At 60.7% G+C, this 19693-nt stretch carries 11 protein-coding genes and 5 pseudogenes; 6 read left to right on the top strand and 10 right to left on the bottom strand.

Translation table 11 applies throughout. The annotated features are described in order from the left end of the window. Positions 1–71: 71 nt before the first annotated feature. The 5 genes and pseudogenes from IVA95_RS05050 to IVA95_RS05030 all read left to right on the top strand — a co-directional run. On the top strand, positions 72–341 hold the full coding sequence (locus tag IVA95_RS05050; protein ID WP_247509597.1) for a DNA-binding protein: 270 nt from the start codon (positions 72–74) through the stop codon (positions 339–341). Continuing rightward, positions 319–1011 carry a replication initiator protein A gene (locus tag IVA95_RS05045; RefSeq protein ID WP_247509498.1) on the top strand — a complete coding sequence of 231 codons (693 nt, stop codon included), beginning with the start codon at positions 319–321 and terminating at the stop codon, positions 1009–1011. Before IVA95_RS05050 ends, IVA95_RS05045 begins: the two co-directional genes overlap by 23 nt. Continuing rightward, positions 1008–1473: pseudogene (locus IVA95_RS05040) on the top strand (DUF2840 domain-containing protein). Before IVA95_RS05045 ends, IVA95_RS05040 begins: the two are co-directional and overlap by 4 nt. Beyond that, positions 1470–1966, top strand: a pseudogene (locus tag IVA95_RS05035) (S26 family signal peptidase); the annotation flags it as partial. The pseudogenes IVA95_RS05040 and IVA95_RS05035, both read left to right, overlap by 4 nt. Positions 1967–2428: 462 nt before the next feature. Beyond that, positions 2429–2819, top strand: a pseudogene (locus IVA95_RS05030) (type VI secretion protein); the annotation flags it as partial. Between the two features lie 802 nt (positions 2820–3621). Here IVA95_RS05030 and IVA95_RS05025 read toward each other — a convergent pair. The 8 genes and pseudogenes from IVA95_RS05025 to IVA95_RS04990 form a co-directional block, all read right to left on the bottom strand. Next, a complete protein-coding gene (locus tag IVA95_RS05025) occupies positions 3622–4215 on the bottom strand; it encodes an NYN domain-containing protein (protein ID WP_247509497.1) in 594 nt (197 codons plus the stop codon). A 48-nt stretch (positions 4216–4263) separates the two neighbouring features. After that, positions 4264–4753, bottom strand: a pseudogene (locus tag IVA95_RS05020) (cupin domain-containing protein). Between the two features lie 342 nt (positions 4754–5095). Continuing rightward, complete coding sequence (locus IVA95_RS05015) at positions 5096–5725, bottom strand: thiamine pyrophosphate-dependent enzyme (protein WP_247509496.1); 630 nt, start codon at positions 5723–5725, stop codon at positions 5096–5098. A gap of 209 nt (positions 5726–5934) precedes the next feature. Beyond that, the gene (locus IVA95_RS05010; RefSeq protein WP_247509495.1) at positions 5935–6174 is read right to left on the bottom strand and encodes a carbon monoxide dehydrogenase beta subunit family protein; all 240 of its coding nucleotides are present in this window, start codon (positions 6172–6174) and stop codon (positions 5935–5937) included. A gap of 721 nt (positions 6175–6895) precedes the next feature. Continuing rightward, entirely contained in the window at positions 6896–7975 is a 1080-nt protein-coding gene (locus tag IVA95_RS38560) for a GNAT family N-acetyltransferase (RefSeq protein WP_247509494.1), read from the bottom strand. A gap of 865 nt (positions 7976–8840) precedes the next feature. Beyond that, a complete protein-coding gene (locus IVA95_RS05000) occupies positions 8841–10277 on the bottom strand; it encodes an HlyD family type I secretion periplasmic adaptor subunit (protein ID WP_247509493.1) in 1437 nt (478 codons plus the stop codon). Continuing rightward, positions 10264–12966: a type I secretion system permease/ATPase gene (locus tag IVA95_RS04995; protein WP_247509492.1), complete on the bottom strand. Its 2703-nt coding sequence runs from the start codon at positions 12964–12966 to the stop codon at positions 10264–10266. Before IVA95_RS04995 ends, IVA95_RS05000 begins: the two co-directional genes overlap by 14 nt. Positions 12967–13081: 115 nt before the next feature. Continuing rightward, complete coding sequence (locus tag IVA95_RS04990; RefSeq protein ID WP_247509491.1) at positions 13082–15106, bottom strand: heparin lyase I family protein; 2025 nt, start codon at positions 15104–15106, stop codon at positions 13082–13084. 752 nt (positions 15107–15858) lie between these two features. Here IVA95_RS04990 and IVA95_RS04985 point away from each other — a divergent pair. Beyond that, a pseudogene (locus tag IVA95_RS04985) lies at positions 15859–16268 on the top strand (IS630 family transposase); the annotation flags it as partial. 189 nt (positions 16269–16457) lie between these two features. Here IVA95_RS04985 and IVA95_RS04980 read toward each other — a convergent pair. Then, positions 16458–17453: a heparin lyase I family protein gene (locus tag IVA95_RS04980; protein ID WP_247509490.1), complete on the bottom strand. Its 996-nt coding sequence runs from the start codon at positions 17451–17453 to the stop codon at positions 16458–16460. Between the two features lie 160 nt (positions 17454–17613). Beyond that, positions 17614–18711: a glycosyltransferase family 4 protein gene (locus IVA95_RS04975; RefSeq protein ID WP_247509489.1), complete on the bottom strand. Its 1098-nt coding sequence runs from the start codon at positions 18709–18711 to the stop codon at positions 17614–17616. Positions 18712–19693 lie beyond the last annotated feature (982 nt).

The following is a 19693-nucleotide window of genomic DNA, read 5'->3' as shown; positions in this document are numbered from 1 at the left end:
AGCTCCCGGTCGAAGCGTGCGACGCCTTCCTGCCGGCGCTGTTTGCCGTCGCCGAGACTCTGCCGGACCAGATGGGATTTGGCCAAGCGCCCTTCCTCTCCGCATGGCGTACTGCGGCTTGGTATTTAAGGACTGACGGGCGGACCCTGGAAAAGCACCGAACCTACGGCACGGGTCCCGCCTATCGGAAGCTCGGCGGACGCGTCGTCTATGCGCTGGAAGACCTGAAAGCCTGGGCCGATCGCGGCGCCAAGACTTCGACCTCTGATCCCGGCGCAGGCACCGTGCTGCCGGCTAAGCGGCATGCGCCCATACCGTATGCCGGCCGGCCGTGTCGCTGAACGTCGCTGGGGGATTATCTCGATGCGACGCAGACACATTTCTGAACGGGAACAGCTAAGTCTCTTCCGGGCGCTGTCTGGCGATCTCGCGCCACGCGATGCGCAGGATTTGATGGCCTATCCGTTTTTCTCCCTCGCTAAATCCAGGCGAGTCGTTCCCATCGACTTCCGCGCCGGCAAGACTGCCATTCGCGTCGAAGCCGTGCCCGAGCATGGCATGGCTACCATCTGGGACACTGACATCTTGATCTGGGCGGCGTCGCAGATTGTCGAGGCCCGCGACGGCGGATTGAAGACCTCCCGCCTGATGGCGGCAACGCCGTATGAGATTCTGACCTTCATTGGTCGCGGCACCAGCGTTCGGGACTGGACCGTCTCAAGGCCGCACTCGACCGGCTGCAATCGAACCACTGTCATGACGTCGATCCGTCAATCGACCGATCGGCGGCAGCACCGATTCTCCTGGATCAATGAATGGAAAGAGACCGCCGACGCCCACGGCCGGCCCCGCGGATTGGAGCTGATCCTGCCGGACTGGTTTTATGCCGGTGTGCTGGATGACGCGCTCCTGCTCAGGATCGCGTGCCTTGGATGCGGAATATGCGTTGCCATCGGGCATGCCGACTTGTTCACGATCGAAATCCTCCATGACTGCGGAGGAGCTGCATGAGCGACCTCACACATGTCGAACTGTTGTGGCTTGAGAAGCGGATCGAGAACTGGATTCGGTTCGGCCGGGTAGCGGCCGAACAGATACTGGACCGACGACGCCGTGTCGTCTCATTTGCACCGGGGAGCATCTTCGCTTTCGTGCGCTGGACAATCCAGCGACTACGGAACCGTTGTTTCGAAGATCGACGTTTTGCGAGGCGTTGCGCCAGGCCAGCGCTGTGCGACCGTGCCCTATGTTCGTCCCGGCGGCGACATTTTGCTTCGGCTCTCCGGCTGGCCGAAAGTCCAGAGGGTGCTGCAGTTGATTGAGGCCGTCGAAGCGCTCGGCATCAATGTTGCCGACGCAGCGCCTGATTACTGGCATCACGCACACAACCGCCTGTCCGTCGGAGAGGCGCCGAGGCCCTATACGCGGTCGCGGCATCAGATCTGGCTTCAACGCCGGAAGATCGCGCCATGAAGCACCGGTTGACGACACTCCTGACAACGTTCGGCTCGGTCGCCCTGCTGATGTCGGTGATCTGCGCGAAGCCCGTTCCCCTGTACGTCTGGAACACGTCAGAGAGTGCCCCCTGGGGCTCTATCGCCTGCAGCCCGTCGACACGCTGTTTGTCACCGATCTTGTTGCAGTCCTGCCGCCGGAGCCGCTTTCTGCGTTCCTTGCGGAGGGCAGCTATCTGCCGCGCGGCGTGCCAATGCTGAAGCGCGTCCTCGCACTCGCCGGGCAAACGGTTTGCAGGAATGGCCTCACCATTACCGTCGATGGAATTGGACGTGGCGAGGCGCGCGATCGCGACAGGCGTGGCCGTCCGCTCCCGGTCTGGCAGGGCTGCCGCGTCGTCGCGCGAGATGACGTCTTCCTCATGAATTGGCAATCGTCGGATTCGCTGGACGGCCGCTACTTCGGACCTATCCCAGCCTCTGCAATCATCGCCCGGGCGCTGCCGATCTGGATGGAGAGAACTAACCGTGTGTTGCTTACGCTCTCAAATGTATGCGCCTCTAACCCATCGGATGCAGCCGCATTCCTCCCTCCCGGCCAGAGCTAGCAGGGCCGCGGCATCGCGTGACCGGCGAAGTCGACCAGTTGACCGATGCGCAAGCAGGTCGCCAACAGCCTACCGTTAGTACATTGGTAGAATGGTAGTTAAATCGCGTGCTGTCGGGACTTTTTCGCACGTCTAACCGTGAGGAGAGGGAGCGCGATCAAACGAGCCACGGACGGCAAGGTAAAAGCGCCGCCTTCAGTCGGGCGCATATGGTTGGAGGAGTTAAGGTTTTGAGAAGCGGTAAGAAAGGTCATGCCGTCCCTTCGTCGCGAAATCGCAAGGAAATCAACGCGTCGAGGGCCGTCGGTCTTCGCAAGTCTGCGGTGAGGCCGCCATGAGCCAGCGCGATAACGTCGCGACAGCGGGCGCGGCTCCTCGCGTCCGAAGAGTTTTGTCGGCCAGGTGATGCGGGCGGCGAAGAAGGCCGGACATGTCGGCGAGAGTTTCGGTAGCGGCAAGGGCGGCGCGAGCCGGTCCCGCTTCGGGCGGGGTCGACGCGCTGCGCTCGCCTTATCGCGCGATCGACATCGCGACGTGTGGTGATGAAGGCGCGCGTGGTCCGCCATCATGGCAAGCGATTTCGCTCGGCGCCACTGCCCAAGCACATCGCCTATCTGAAGCGAGAAGGCGTGACTCGGACGGAGTGGACGCCAGGATGTTCGACGCGAGGTCCGGTGCAGCGGATGAGGGCGCCTTCGCCGAGCGCTGCGAGGATGATCGGCACCATTTCCGCTTTATCATTTCTCCGGAGGATGCCGGCGTTGGCCGTCCGCAGGATGGATTCTGCAATAATTGTGAGGTGCTGGGTTCGCGCAGTGTTGATACAGCAGCTTCGAACGCGGTGGTCATGATCTCGATCATCTTGGGAGGGAATGCCGCGTCGAAAGTCCTTTGTGTAGCCGTCAATTTTTGCAACGGGTTCAATGGCCGGTGTTGGACTAAAAGCTGAGAAACGATCTGTCTGACGGAAGTCAACGTGGGGTCAACTGCCAAGCAAGATGCCAATGGATCAGTTCGCTAACTGATAGGAAAATCGGCAAACGGAGTCAGTTGGTCGACTGATAAGCAAAGAAGCGAAAGCTTATCAGTTTGGGGCAGGCTCCCCTTTTGCCGCTCATGAGGTTTTGGCTCACCATGCAACCACCCTGTGCGCCGGCGCCCTCGCGTCTACCGCATCCCGCGTCGCGTTCGTGACGACCGCGATAAGGCCCTCTTGTCGAGGCGGGACAGGGCGGAAAGAGCCACTGATTTGGGGGTGAAAGGAAAGCTGTTTACTTTTGGGGAGCAGACTGGACAACCCAAATCAGCTTGAATCGCAAATCAGACTTTTTGCGCAGATGGCTAACTGTGATTGTGAAATTTATCTCTACATCTATATTCGCGCCATCGACGACCTTCTGGGCCATGACCATGCGTATCGCCTGCTGGATTGCGAGTTGTAGAAGCGCAGGTTCAGCTGGGCTGTCGAACGTGCGTCCTGCCGTCTCACACTCGCCATCAGTCGTCCGTCACCCGCGAGTTGCCGCCGTCTGGAATTCAGACTTAATTAAATGATGTTGTCAGCCGTGGTGGTCGCGTTGCAAGGATAACACGGGATGGCGCGCCTCGCGCGAGGTTGGCCGCTCGGACGGGTCACGGCCAAGCTTGGGTTTCAAATCCACGAGGTCGATGAAAGCGTCGGCCTGACGCCGAAGTTCATCGGCGATCATCGGAGGATGGGTGGCAATGGTTGAGACGACGGTGACGCGGACTCCTCGACGTTGGATCGCCTCCACCAATGGGCGGAAGTCGCCGTCACCTGAGAACAGAATCATCTGATCGATATGCTCGGCAAGCTCCATGGCATCAACAGCGAGTTTGATGCCCATGCTGCCCTTCATCTTGCGATGGCCGCTGGTGTCGGTGAACTCCCTCATCGTTTTGGTCGCCACAGTATAGCCGTTGTAGTCGAGCCAATCGATCAAGGGCCGGATCGATGAATATTCCTGATCCTCGATGATCGCGTTGTAGTAGAACGCGCGAAGTACCGTGCCGCGACTTTGGAACTCCTTGAGCAGTCGCTTGTAATCCACATCGAAACCAAGCGTCTTGCTGGCCGCATAAAGATTGGGGCCATCGATAAGTAGCACGACTTTGGTAGAGCAAGATGACATTCAGACAATGGCTCCCAAATCGGACAGCAAGGCATTAGAGACATCAGTTCACGTTGTGTGTTTCGCGGGGCTTCGAAAAGTGGTCGCGAGCAGGCTTGCCCATAAGATCATGAAGTGGGGTAGGGTCCCGTCGGGGCGCGGAGGGATGGGGAACATCCGCTTGAGCTTGTTGATGGCGCGAACAGGCGTAGCCTAGTCCGAACCGAAGAGTCTGGCAGAAGAAGGCGATCTTCTTCACATAGCGCTCCACATGCCATTTGGGTGCGCACCGTCGCGGAACAATATCACGTCACCGACGCCATAGCGCCTCGGCGGCATGCCCTCGCTCTCGAGCACGATCGATCCTTCGACTATCATGATGGTCTCGTCGACATCGTAGTACCAGTTGAACTTGCCCTCGGTGCAGGACCAGATAAAGGTCGTGGTAGTTCCGCATGCGCTGGTCGACAGCACGTCAGGATGGCTCGATCGGCGACGGCTTGAGATCCACATTGCAATGGCCGGTTTCAATTAGCGCAAGCGGCGTCGATGACTCCATGGATTGAATAAGGATGCACGGCTTCAAAACAGTCCCGATGGCGCTAGCAGCGGCTGTTATTCTTCCGGAAGCCATAAAACTTATCGCAAAAGGAAAGAAGAAGCCACTTAGCCAGTAAGTAGCTGAGCGCCGTGCCCAACAGGTCGCTCAATGCGGGTTACCTCCAAAGAGGCACCTCACGCCGTGTCCAACTTGCAAGCTACCCCCTGCCGACTGGTGCTGAGGATAAGGCGTTCTTGAGATCAGGTTGAGTAAGGGCGCACCAAAGCCGTAGACTCCAGGCGCGCTGCCGCCTTTATTGCTCCACTCTTGGGAATTCACACAATCAGGCACTCTGCGGCATCAGCCAGGTGCGGCAACGAGGGATCGATCGATTGTTTGGCGCACATCAGATCGGAGTTCGATCACAACGGGACCGTTCGCCGAGATTGCTTCGGCGACAACCTCGGCTGCCTGCGCCGCGTTCGTGATCGTGTAGCCCTGCGCGCCGAATGCGCGGGCAAGGGCTGCAAAATCGGGGTTGGACAGGTCCGTACCCCAAAGACGTTTCGGAAATGCTCTCTCCTGATGCGAACGAATGGTGCCGTATGACTGGTTGTTGGAGATCACGATCTTGATATTGAGCCGGCGAGCCACGGCAGTCGCCAACTCGTTCCCAATCATCAGGAAGCCGCCGTCGCCGCAAAACGCGATCACCTGACGATCCGGATAACGAAGGCCTGCGCTCAAAGCAGAAGGAACACCACTGCCCATCGCGCCGCAGGCGGAGCCGAGCAGTCGAGCTGATCGCTGGAAGCAGAAAATCCGGTCTACCCAGGCGGCGAAGTCGCCGGAGTCGGTCGTCACGATACCATCTGCGCTGAAAAGTTTGGCGACGGCCGCAACCGCATGGCCAAGGACATCAGCGCCGGGGATACGCTGCTGAAGCCACGCGTGTACCGCTTCACGGCTTTCGCCAAGGCTTCGATCCACACACCGCGCTCGCGTAGGACGACCGGTAACTCGAGCCAGGATCTTAAGGAGGGATGCGCCGATGCCACGATCGGAGATCCGGATGGAAGTGAGTCCCGATCGCACTCGGGTCGGGGTAGACGTGAACCAGAGGCTGAGAACTCGGAGATTGTCGCGGAAACCGAAATCCCAGGGAGACAAATCGCCGAGCCGAGTTCCGAGCGCAACGATCAGATCCGCTCGCTCAAAGAGCCCGACTTGAGCTGGCGACATGAAGAAGCCAAGGTGCCAATCCAGCGCCGGCGATCGTTCGGATACTGATCTTGCATCTTGGTGGTGACTGCGACCGGCACATTCCAGTGCTCGCTCAGCGCGACCAGATTCTCGCGAAATTCCGCCGTGCGACACTCTCCTCCAACCAGCAGAATCGGCCTCTCCGCGTCGCTTACCAAGGTGGCCGCCTGTTCCACGGCGGCTCGACAGGGCTCGGCTCGCGCAACGCCATGAACCCTGGCGCAGAGCAAGCCGGCGGGGCGGGCGAACTCGAGTTCTTCATTTCGACAGGCGAGGGCTATCGATCATGGCAGAAACGACGTGGGCATTGTTACGTGATCTGCTCACTGAGAGATACACGGAGCTCAAGGCCAAGCAGACGCGGCGGTTGGGCTTTGAGGAACTTGCCTAGCGAGAGCCTGCACTAGACATGGCTTCGGTTGCATCGGCCGGGATATGTCGGCTCGATCGAACGTCCTTCAGCGTATTTGCGCGTTGCTATCAATATTGCGCCCGATCGCTTGCGCGCAGAAGGCAATCGCGCGCGCCGGTCCGACACCGATGCCGTGCTCGGGGCTCGGAGCCGGCGGAGACCCTCCTGATCCGGTTTGGAGTTACAGGCATGGCTCGGGCTTCAGATCGTTGAAGGGGCGATTCGCGAATTGCCCCATCGGCCGCGTGTGATACTCATTGCCTCTCGGCTTGAGGGGTGACCCATCAAGCCATTGCCAAACGGTTTGGAATTTCCAGACGCACCGTCCTGCATGAACTGAAGCGTGACGTGGAATATCTGGATGCACAACTCGACAGAGAAGGCTAGTTCGTTCTCCGATTGCGCTCCCAAGTCCCCCGAATGCGTCTTAGAGCGATCGCGAAAGAATTGCTCCCCTTTATTGCTTGGTACTCCCTCGAGGTGTCTCAATCGGCCCGCTGCCGAAGTGCGCCGAGCGCGCGGCTGGCACGCCGGAGCGTCGTCTCGACGCGGCGTTCGAGGGTATCGCGGCTGACCACGATCCATTTCAAGGAACGCTGCGCGTTGGCGAGGCGCGACTTGTGGCCGGCCGATCCAGCCATGAAATCGTAGCTGCGCTCGCCGCGCGCGATGCTGTCCTCGACCGACAGCACGTGGCTGACGAGTCCGGGCTTGAGTCGGGGATCCCTTTCGTAGAGGAAGCCGCTCTGGTAGTTCACGACCTGGCCGTCATGCACGAAGTTGTACAGAACGCCGATGGTCCGGTCGCCGGCCAGCGTGCGGGACATCCGGACGGCGCCGGCGGGTACCCCGCGCGCGATCAGATCCTCGTGGAACGGGCAGAAACCCGGATTGGCGAAGGCGCCCCTGCGTCCCCACCGCGCCTGGTGGAAGCCGGCGAGAAGATCGAAGGCGGCCAGCGCCTCCGACGGCGTCTCCATGATCCGGTGCTCGACCGGGCCGCGCTCGGCGTAGAGCCGCATGGCGCGGCTCACGGCTTGCCGGGTGTTGCGGCCCAGTGCGGCGCGGTAGTCCTTGCCGCTCAGGCGCAGTTTGGCGAAGTCGATCCAGTGCGCGGTTTCCGTCCCTTTGAGGTCGGCGAGAAGTCCGGCGCCGCCGGCGGCGCGGCAAGCGGCGATGTCAAGGGTTGGTTCGATTCCGGACAGTACCAACTGATCGGCTCGACGCAGGCGGCGGACCAAAGTCTCAAGGCATGCCGCCGTGACGGACTCGGCCATCGAGCGGTCGACGAGGATCCCGTTATACTCGATGTACAGCCGGTCGAAGCTGGCATCTCCGGTCTCGTGGAGCAGCCAGCGCGTCCGCGATCTGGGCCCGAGGCGCCAAGTCCCCCGCGGGCAGACGATCGCCAGCCCGACGATCCTGCCGCAGTCCCGGGCGATCAGAACGTGCGGCTTGGCGCGCTTCGGCAGTTGCCGCAGCCACGTTCCGATCCAGAGCCACGACAAAAAGAATGAATGGGTCGCGCGTTCTTCGAGAGCCTTCCACGCCGTCTCGAGTCCCACGACGTCGCGCAGGGGCTCGACGCCGACTTCGATGGCCCTACCATGACAGGAGGCGATGTCAGGCGACCCCGGACGGTATGCGAACGGCCGCAGGTGGTGGATGGTGGCGCCGGACGTCGTTGTTGACCACATCAACGTAATCCTTCGTTCGGCCGCCCCGGATGCGACCGATGTGGCGGAAAGATGGCGGTCGCCGCGCCATGTACCCTGCGCAAGCTGTCATCCTGCGCGCGTCGAGCTTCGGTTGCGAGGGGCCGAAAGTGAAGTTTCCAGACGGACTACGTCGCGGGCCGCTCCAGGGCGTGATGGCTACCACTTTCGGGTGCGCCGCGGCCTGCCCTGATCGGGCGGAGTTTTCCGACGAGTCCCGGCCGAAGTGGGGAAGGCGTTCCGCGGCAGGTCCCCGGCACCCTTCGCGCTGAAGCGATCTTTCGGCTAGGAAGCACAAGGAGGCAAGTTCGCCGATTCTTGACCGTCTCGATATGTCGGGCACCGATGTTCAGAAGTCGGAAGCGGCCGATCCATCGCCTTCCCGAAGCCGAGTTCTGGACCGAAATCGGCCGAGAAAAATGCATAAGGCCGAGAACAAGGACATCGCGATCATCCCCCTAGGCTGAGGTGGTGAAAATAGGCGTGGTGCGGGTGATGGAGTTGCAGGGGAGGGGGTGGTCCTACCTAAAGCGACGAACGAGGCATTGGCTCGTGATGAATAGTGACCCGACCGCTTCGACAAAAGATGAAGAGTCGGCGGCTCGTAACTCGGCCCGACGCACGGTAGCGGAGAATGGAGACAGCCACGTCGGTTAACGAGCCATGGCGGATCTCCAGCTAGCCGCAAATGCTCATCGCTGGCGTTGAGTTTCATCTACCGCTCCCGCAAAGACTCCTGCTTGTATCGCGCCAGCGGCGAGAGCAGGTAGCTGATTATGGTTCGCGAGCCTGTCTTGATCTCAACCGTCACGGCCATTCCGGGCCCAAGCTTGACGAGTTTCTCCTCTACCTGCATGGCCGCGCGGTCGAGCGAGATACGAGCGGCATATTCTAGCTCCTGACCTTTCGGCTCGCTGCTGTTCGTCGCTGCGCCCATAGCCCGATCATTCGAAGTGCCCTGTTGCCTGTCGCGGGTGATAGCGTCAGACGAAACGCTGAGCACTTCGCCATGAAGAAGCCCATAGCGCGTGAAGTTAAATGTATCGATCTTGATCTCCGCTTTTTGTCCCGGATGCACGAATCCGATGTCGCGGTTGGAAAGCATGGCCTCGATCTCGAGCTGGCTCTCGCTCGGAACCACCACGGCGAGCGCCTGAGCAGGTGTCACCACGCCTCCCACGGTATGAATGGCGAGCTGCTGTACGACGCCATCGACGGGCGCGGCCAAACGCTGGAGTTTTGTGCGCCGTTCTGCCTTGATCACCTCCTGCGCAGCGCTCGCAGTTTTCTGCTCGGCTTTCGCGAGTGCGTCATAGGTCGAGCGCCGATACTCTGCGGCGGTCCTTTCCCTGGTTTCCTTCAGCAACGCCGTGGCTGCATCGGCTTCGCGCAGCCGGCTCTGCTGCAGGACGAGGTCCTGCTGAAGGCCGACCAGCTCCTGGTATTCGGAGAGATAGACGACCTTCGAGGCCAGTGCCTTGTCGACCAGAGTCTTGCGGATGTCCACGCGCTCCTGCAGCACCGGTATCGTCGCCTGCAGCTTCGCGACGCTCGCCGAAGTGGTCGCTCGCTCCGCTTCCTTCTGGCCCAGCTGGCGTTCGATTTCGGCAAGCTTGGCATTCTGTTCGGCGCGCTGGCTGATCAGGAACTGACGATGCATCTCGATCTCCGCGGCACTTGCGCTCTGCGGCGGCCGGAAGGCGGCGAGCGGATCTTCCGCAAGCGCGGCGCGCAGCCGGGCGACGTCGAGTTCTGCCGCGACAAGATCGCTCTTCTGGCGTTCGTTGTCGGCTTCCGTCATCGTCGGATCGAGTTCGATAAGAACGTCGCCAGCTTTTACGGTCTGCCCGTCGCGGACGTGGATGGCGCGGACGACGCCCGTCTCGAACGGCTGGATCAGCTTGGTGCGCCCGCCCGGTACGATCTTGCCGGTTGCCGAAGCGACAATATCGACACTGCCGAGCGACGCCCACGCCAGCGCGATGCAGAAGATCGCGATAATGCTCGCGCCGATCGCGCGCCCGATCGGCGACGGCGGCGTTTCAGTGACCTCGAGCGCCGCCGGCAGGAACGCGATTTCGTGTTCGCGGCGGCGAGCCGGGGGAGCCGGGTTTCTCGGAAACGGGACGATATTTCGGCTAGCGGACGTCATGGATACCGGCCTGCAGATAATGGAGGTTTGCGTATCGCCCGTTCGAGCGGATCAGCTCATCATGGCTGCCGTCCTCGACGATGCGGCCATGCTCGAGCGTGATGATCCGGTTCGCATTGCGCACGGTCGAGAGCCGGTGCGCGATGACGAACACGGTCCGGCCGGCGGCAATTCGCTTCATGTTTTGCTGAATGGCACGCTCGCTTTCGTAGTCGAGCGCGCTGGTGGCCTCGTCGAGGATGAGGATGCGCGGATCGGTAATCAGCGCGCGCGCGATCGCGACACGCTGGCGTTGCCCGCCGGACAGGCTGCTGCCGCGTTCGCCGACGACGGTGTCGTACCCTTCGGGCAGTTCCAGTATGAAGTCGTGGGCGCCGGCGAGCGAGGCCGCCTCGATGACGCGCTCCATCGGCAAGGTCGGATCGGCCAGGGCGATGTTCTCGCGGATGGAACGATTGAACAGCACGTTCTCCTGCAGGACGACGCCAATCTGGCGTCGCAGCCAGGTCAAATCGACCATCGCGAGATCGACGCCGTCGATCAGCACCCGTCCACTCTCCGGCACGTAGAGGCGCTGGACCAGCTTGGTGATGGTGCTCTTGCCCGAGCCCGACGAGCCAACGATGCCGATGACTTGGCCGGGCTGGACGTTGAATGAGACGTTGTGCAGCACCTCGGGACCGTCGATGCGATAGCGGAACGTCGCATGCTCGAACGTGACCTGCCCGCGGATCGGTGGCAGTGCAGCACGGCCCGGACTAAAGCTCGGCTCCGGCATCGTGTTGAGGATGTCACCGAGGCGATCGATCGAAAGACGGGCCTGGTGGAAATCCTGCCACATCTGGGCGAGACGCAGCACCGGCATGCTCACACGCCCGGCCAGCATGTTGAACGCAACGAGTTCTCCGACGGTGAGATCGCCGCCGATCACAAGTCTGGCGCCGAAGTAAAGCGTTGCCGCGACGACCAGCTTGTTGATCATCTGGACCGCCTGGCTCGCCGTGTTGTTGAGGCTAAGCACGCGGAAGCTCGCGGCCACATAGCCGGCGAGTTGCTCCTCCCATCGGCGCTGCATCTGCGGCTCGACCGCCATGGCCTTCAGCGTCTCGACACCGGTGACGCTTTCGACCAGAAAGGCCTGGTTCTCGGATCCTCGATTGAATTTCTCATCGAGGCGCCGGCGAAACAGTGGCGCAGCGCCCGCGGAAATGCCGATGTAGAACGGGAATGACGCCAGAACGATCAGCGTCAACGTCGTCGAGTAGTAGAACATCACCGCAAGGAAGACGACGGTGAACAGCAGATCGATGACGAGCGTGAGCGCCGAGCTCGTCAGGAACTGACGGATATTCTCCAGCTCGCGGACGCGTGCGACCGAATCGCCGACCCGGCGGGCCTGGAAGTATGCGATCGGCAATGCCATCAGGTGACGAAACAGCCGGGCGCCGAGCTCGACGTCGATACGATTCGTGGTGTGCGAGAACAGATAGACGCGCAGCGTTTCGAGAACGGCCTCGAAGATAGTCAGCGCGACAAGGCCTATGATCAAAACGTCGAGCGTACTCATGCTTCGGTGCACGAGCACCTTGTCGATGACCACCTGGAAAAATAGCGGTGAGATAAGGGCAAAGATCTGAAGGAAGAACGAGGCGACCAGCACCTCGCCGAGAAGACGGCGATATTTGTGGACCGCGCCGACAAACCAGCCGATATCGAAGCGGCGGGAGAGATCGGTCAGGGACGCGCGTCGCGCCATCAGTATGATGTCGCCGTCCCAGATCGCCTCGAGCTCGGCCTGCGTCATTGCTTCGGGCTGCGGAGACAATGGCCGCTGAACAAGAAGCTTGTCGTCAACGACCTTGCCCAGAATCAGGAAGGCACCGTTGCGCAGCAGGGCGATTCCCGGCAGCGGAGTGACCGCAAGTCTGCTCCAGCTCGTCTTCTGTGCCCGCGCCTTGAGCCCGAATTCCTTGGCACAGCGCAGGATCTCGGTAACGCCGAGCCGCGCCGCGCCCATGCGATGCCGGATCTGGCCCGGGTCGGCCGCAATGCCATGGCAACGCAACAGAATTGCCACGGCCACGAGCCCAGATTCGTCGTCGCATTCAGGTTCGGTGCTCACAACCCCGGAGTCGGCTCTGGCCGGCTGGACGGCCGTATCGCTTCGTTCGCCGAAGCACGCTGTATCGCGGGCACGCATCATGGTATCGCGGGCGCGGGTCAAGGCCTCGCGGGCACCTCCAACCAGCTCACGTCCGCGGACAGCCACGTCGGCAACGACACGCAGCAACCGATTGGCAACATTTTGCGATCCAGTGAGGATCAAACGGCCGTCCCAGATCTCCTCGAATTCCGCGCGCGTCATCAGCTCCGGACGCGACGCGGTTGGCCGCAGCACGAGCGCTCCGTTGGCGTCGACCTTGCCGAGAAGCAGAAAACCGCCGTCACGCAGCGATGCGATTCCAGGCAGCTTGATGCTGGCAAGTCGCTTCCAATGCGTTGTTCGCGAACCGACTTTGACTCCGAATTCGCGCGCGCAGCGAAGCATCGCTCTGATATTTATCGTGCTGTTTCCACAGCTATCGCGGAGCTGCTCGGGCTCGGCGTTGACGCCATGAAGGCGCAGGAACAGAGCCAAGGCTCGAAGCCCGTGGTCTGCGGCGTGGGCATTCCCATTCTGTATCGCCATAATGTTTTAACTCAACCCTTCGCGACTACCGGCCGCGTTTGATGTTCCTTCTCTGCATTCCCAAACTTTGGTGGTGCCGCACCCAGGCGCCGAAGCGCCTGGGTGCGGAAGCGGATCAACGTTGCGGTCTGGCCAGGATAGCTTCCTGCCCAAAACCGGTCGGTTGCGATATGGCCGACACGATCTGCCCTTGATCGGCCCGGCCGATGTTACCGGCCAGATACTGGTTCAGCAGCGCGAAGCTCTGGCTTGCCAGGGACGCCGTGGTCGTACCTGTCGCGGGCTGAGGATCGGTCACGATCGCCTGCGGCCTGGTGGTCGCCAGAGTGCTGGTGCTCGAATCCATTTGCCCCCGCAGCATTGCAAAGCCCTGGTTCGCCAGGAGCCCTGCGCTTGCGGCGGTCGCATCCGTCGCGGCGGTCGGCTGCGGTGTGGTGGGCGCCGCGGTGCTCGTGATGGGTTCCACGCGCGGCTGCTGTGCAGAGCTTTGGCTCAGCAAGCCCGAACTCGTCGAGGTCGAAGACGAAGGATTCGTCACGGTGGTGGTGGTCTGCGACGACGTTGTGGTCGTCGTAGCCGCACGTCGCGGATCCGTCACGGTGATGGTCTGCGGCGCGGCTGACGCCACAGCGCCGGTGACCGGGTCCCTCGCACTTGCGGTCAGCGTGAGCGTAGCTTCAGGAGCCGCGCCACGGTAGTACTCGCGCAGCACCAGTCCGCTGTTAACCTGCGCAGCCGTCAAGGTGATGTTATCTCCCCTGAACGTCCGACCATCGGACGTGGTGATCGTCTCGTAGCTCGGCAGCCCCGTGACTTTCACGGTCACGCGATCGTTGGGATCGGTCGTTGCCACCTTGGCCCCCAGGTCGACCGTACCGCGTCTGCCGGTCACCGAGAGCGTGTTATCCGCGATGGTGAGGACCGGCTTCGTCACAGATGACGTAGGGGCGGTTGGCGTGGTTGGGGTCGTTGGCGTGGTCGGCGTGGTTGGGGTCGTCGGCGACGTTGGTGTCGCATCGATCTGCAGACCCGTGAACGTCTTCACCGCGCCCGAGAGGTTTGCCGCAAGGCCGGACGTATCCTTGATGCTGGCGCCGCTCGCAAGATTGACCGCGGTGATCGCGAGCGCCGACGTGTCCTTGTCGGTCGGTGCGACAGTCGTTTTGAAGGTGAGCGAGCTCGTACCCGAGCCACCTACATAGGTGGCGGTGCCGCCATCGTTGAGCGACAACGTCGGCCTGCCTGTCACCGTCACGGCCTCGCTGAAGCCGAGCGTCAATGTGATGGTATCACCGTTATCTGCGACTCCCGTCCCCGGTGAAGCGGATGCCTGCGTCACCGAAGGCGCCAGGTTTGGCGGGGTGGTTGGCGACGTGGGCGTGGTCGGCTGCGTCGGTGCCGGTGCTGCCCCGGTCGAGATGTCCAAATTGCTGAAACTCGCCGTAAACGTTTCCGGGGCCCCCCCTCCGCGGTAGATGCCTTCCTTCCAATAGTAAGATGCTCCAGCCATTCCGATCGCCCCGTCATAGTTCACGATCTGGACGCCATCTCTCCAAACATTGAGATAGCCATTTCCGCTCGGGTCCATCTTGAGCTGAACGTTCATATCGTAAGCGTGACCCCGTTGAATGGGGTTTGGATCACGATAGACCGTCTTCGTTGTTGCGCTCGACTGGCCCGGGGCCTGATACCGTAAGACGACCTGCATATGTTCGCCATCCATCTCAACAGCGAACGGAGGAGAGCCAAGGGTGGACTGCTTCATTTGGTTGAGGACAAGCCAGCTTGCAGTATTTGCGGGGCCGGGCTGCACGGTTAGCTGGTAAGCTACGTTTACCTGAGTGCCTTGCGCATAGTTTGGTGAAAGCGCAATCTCAGAACGCTCCGCTGTAGAATCGCTCCAGCTGGCGGTGCTCCAATGATCGCCGGAGTGGACCGAAAATTGGAGCGTTTGGGAATCGGGCGACGTCAGGCTCCACGACTTATTCGCGTTCTGGACGCCCGCGGCATATCCATCGACTGTTATGCGAGAGCCATTTGCACTTGAGAAAGAGGTGATTGGTTCGGAAGCCATTCCGTGATCCTTTTGAACGTTGAAGACGGGGAATTCCACTGCCGCGCATGCGATGACGCGCGACATACCACATGTTCGCAGCGCGTAGCACAGCGAACAGAGTTCATGTGCCGCGTATCGCGATGGCGAGTGACACAGCGCATGGTCGCAACGCGCTTGGCGCCGCGAACGGATTTCAATGGGCAGTGGGTTTTGAACTTGCCCCCCAACTGCTCAGCCGGATGGCTAATTAGGAAGTGTGGCGAAAAAAATTTCAGAATGTGACTTTATACATACGTATGCGGCGGCAACACGTACGCGTCAGTATGGCGCTGAAAACATGCACCATTCGCCTGACAATCGGACAAAATTGAATGGGTCAATGTGGCGGAAAAGTCGCGAGCGCGACGAGTGTGTGATCGGATTATCGGGTCTTTCAGCGCCAGCTGTCGTTCCTGTTAGTGTCCAAGTGATGGAACAGACGATTCAGCAGCGCGATCGCCAATCCTCGAGCGCAACAACGCTCCATTCATCGTGTACGTGCCCACCGCCGCCTTAACGCGGACCCTGCAGTGTTGGTGGTTAACCGCAACTACCTTGAGATTTGCTTCAATTGCCCGTTCGGCACCTTGCTTATCCCTATGGCACTCCCGGGGCATGCGGTCTGCGTGAAGAGCATCTCGCTAATGAAGCGGCCTATGTGAGCGCCGTAATAACACGACACTGTCAGCTAAGCGACCGTAAGCCAAGTCGGTTCGCGCTTCCTGCATTGGCGTTAGTAGTTCGTTTGACTCGGAAGTATCGTTCGCGGCACGAATGAGCGGCCTGGTCTTTATCGCGAAACTTGGATCAAGACCACATGGCACCGCTGCGCAGCTCGGGGCCCAGCGGGCAGCGTCTCGAAGCATCAGCGCCTTTCGGCCATTGGAAGACGCTGACCTTCATCGCGGCGCTGCGCTACGACCGCATCAGCGCGCCATGGGTCATCGACGGTCCCATCAATGGCGAACTCTTCACGCTCTATGTCGAGAAGGTGCTGGCACCGACCCTGGCAAAGGGCAAGGTCGCGATCCTCGACAACCTCTCGGCAGTTCACAAGGGCAAGCTCGCCCGCAACGCCATCCGCGCCACAGGAGCGCATCTGCTCTTCCTGCCGCCCTACAGCCCCGATCTCAATCCGATTGAGCAGCTCTTCGCCAAGCTCAAGCACCTGATCCGAGCCGCGGAGCCACGAGACGTCGAGGCAATGTGGCGAAGGGTCGGCGAACTCCTCGATCTCTTCTCAAGCGAAGAGTGTGCCACTATCTCAGGAACTCAGGCTATGTTTCCGTATAAAAACATCATGCTTCTAGGCGCCTGGCTCGGCCGGGAGTAGACTGGGCACCAGGCGAAGTCCTCCGAAGAGCGACCGTCAATGCATTCGCCACCGTTGAGGCGATCACCTGTGCGGTTGGGGAAATGGCATCGGCGGAGTCGTAATCTGCAGATCTCGGTAATCCACGACTATTGTTTCCGGGGCCGCCGCGCGATAGATGCCTGCCTTCCAATAGTAACTTGCTCCAGCCATTCCTATCGCGCCCTGATACTTCACAATCTGGACGCCATCTCTCCAAACATTGAGATAGCCGTTTCCGTTGGGGTCGAAGTTCATTTGAACGTTCATATCATACGCGTGCCCCCGTTGAATGGGGTTTGGATCGCGATAGGCCACCACCTCTTTGTAGGAAGACATGCCCGATGTCTTATATCGTAATACGACCTGCATACGTTCGCCAGCCATCTCAACAGCGAACGGAGGAGGTCCTTGGGTGGTTGCGTGCATTTGGTTGAGGAGCAGCCAGGCTGCAGTATTCGCTGCTCCGGGTTCTACCGTAAGCTGGTAAGATACGTTTACCTGAGTGCCTGGTGCATAGTTCGGTGAAAACGAAACCTCAGAACGCTCCGCCCCGCCATTGTTTATGAGATCGCTCCAGCCGGCGGTGCTCCAATGATCGCCGGGCCGGACCTCAAATCGGAGCGTGTGGCTATCGGGCTTTGTCAGGCTCCACGGCTGGTTCGCGTTCTGGACTCCCGCGCTGGTCCCATCGATCCTGATGTTGGCACCATTGGCACCCGAGAACGAGGTGATGTTCGGTACGACCGTTACGCCCACGGGCGCCGACCCCTGGCTTGTACTGCCGGAAGTGGCGTCCGCCGAACTGAACGTGTGGGCGCCGCCCGACAATCTGCCGGTCGCAGGGGTCCACCAACCGCTGCCGCTTACTGTTTCCCAGCCGAGTGGCGTCGCGGCATCGGACTTGCTCAGCTGGCTGTTCGCCTTATTTATGCCGGGCAACAACAATATCGGGAGGTTGGCGAGTCCGTTGCCAATAATACCCGCATTTGCGGAGAATGACGTGATCAAGAATGGCATGATCACCCGCGCGGCTATCAAGCTAGTTCTCCTTCATCAATCGTGTCCGAACGCATGTTAACAGCGCCATGGCAAAGTCTTGGAACCAAGTCAGGCACGGCGCCAGAGCGCGGGATGCCGGTATGGTGCCTGCCATCTCACATTTTCTGCCGGCAACCAGTGTCCTCGAATTTCTGATGAGTCAACATCGTGCCGCTTTTCGCCAGATCGACACTAGGCGCGTGATGTAGGTGTTGATTTCATATCGCTCTGCATGGTCGCGGCGGGCAGCGTCGCCCAGACGCCGCCTCAACGCTCCATTTTCGAGCAATTGACTGAGTGCATTAGCAAGCGCCTCGACGTGCCCAACAGGCACGAGGAGCCCGTTGCGTTCGTGAGCAATGACTTCGGGAACCGCTCCAACAGGTGTTGCGACCACAGCTACACCGTAAGCAAAGGCTTCGATGATTGCCATTGGGAGAGTTTCTACAAATGATGGGAGCGCGAGAATATCGGTCTGCTGGAGCAGCGCGGCGGTTTCTGAAGGGGCAAGCCAGCCCGGGAAGTCCACGCGATCGGCGATTCCGAGCCGTTGAGCTTGGTCGCGAGTTTGCTGTACTTCTCCGCTTCCAGCGATTGTCGCGGTCCAGTCGGCGCGGCAGGCGAGTTTACCGAGCGCATCAACTAGCTGTGGCACGCCCTTTTCCGGCTCAATTCGGCCGAGGAAGGTGATGCGAACTCGCTCGAAGTCCGATCGGCCCTGGATCGGCTGGCTGGGTGAGGTGCTTGCGTTCGGAAGGATCGTGATCTTATCCCGAATGGTGGGAAGCCGATCGAGTATGACGCGCGCACCATAGTCGCCGAGCACAATAATCGCCGCACTATCCACGAACAATCGGTTGATGCCTCGACGCAGATATTTCCCGGATGCCGCCCAGAACCGATCAAACTGGCCGGCGTGAAGATGAACGACATAGGGAATACCAAGACGGCGCGCTATGGCCGCGATAATGAGCTTGCGGTAGGCACTCCCGCGCCATGCGAGGTGAATGTGGATTAAGTCAACCTTACCACGGCTTGCGGCAACACCGAATTGGACCAGTGCTTGTGCAAAGACCACAAGTGCCCAACAGATGTTCTTCTGTCCCCTGGTTACCAGCCGCACGGCCTTGACCCCGAGATCTCCGCGTTGTTCGATTGCATCAATGATGAGATCCGTGAGGCGATCAATTCCTCCTCGCCCATGCGGGCCCAAGGGGGTGGCCACGAGCAGGCGAAGGGTGTTCTGGGGCGTACGCATCAAATATACCGAAATGTGTCGGTACTATAGAGAAGTCGTCCTCGGCAATCCCCGCGTAATGCTGCCCAACCGGCCTGAAGACCGAAGGTCCTTTCCATCACCTTACCACCTTTAGTGAGCTTACTCGTGGTGAACGTCAATAGATCCAGCTGGCGAGACCGGGTTGTGGCCAAGCTCGGTTCGGCAACCACGTGCACGCTCCCCGAAAGACTGCCGCTCTGTCGCAACCGCGCCGCGAGCCACCGGTCTATCGCATGAGACTCCTCGATCTTGCGGTTGTCTTTGCTCGCAGAAGGATGGGCGGTGGCTACACAAAGCAGGTTGTTGGCCATTGTCGTAGCTCTCGGCGATCAGTGCCTGCATGATGCCGATACTCGCGGACAAATGGCAGACCGGACGACTCCTATTAAGAGGTAGCCCAATGGACGTTTTCCTCAAGCTCCGGCAGCGCGGCGGCGCGACCGCCCCGAAAAGAATAGCGCGATCCGCGTGCCTTGGTCGGCCGGTTAGTGCAGAGACCTAGTAAGGGAGTGGATCTGCTGCTGGGACCGCGCGGACGATGCCGTCGTTGCGTGTGCGAAGTACGACTCGCCGCCGAAGTCGCCCGCGTCATCTGATTGAAGATGGCGAACGCCTTTGCGCCGATGCCTGCGATAGGATCGGCAGCCGCTCCGGCGTTGGGCGTGGCGCGCCCCAGCCCGGCAGCGCCTCGCTGAACGTGCTCACCGCGGGGCCGAAGACCGGATGGCTGTCGAACCATTGGCTGACGTTATGGGCGAAAATGAGTAGCGAGCTACTAGAGGTCATACCCAGTTACTGGTGCTGGGCGGACTGCTTCGGCTACCTGTCGGCCTGGCGTCCACGGCGTGCGTCCCTGCGCCCGTGCTGCCCGCGTACGTCCCCGTGGTGGTCCCGCGCTGGTGCCAGAGCTTGTCGTCGTTGCCGGAGGATCGACCACCCTGATGCTCTGCGCCGCGCTGGT

Origin of the sequence: Bradyrhizobium sp. 157, assembly GCF_023073815.1 — a bacterium.
Lineage (GTDB): Bacteria > Pseudomonadota > Alphaproteobacteria > Rhizobiales > Xanthobacteraceae > Bradyrhizobium.
This window is presented reverse-complemented; position numbering and strand designations above follow the sequence as displayed.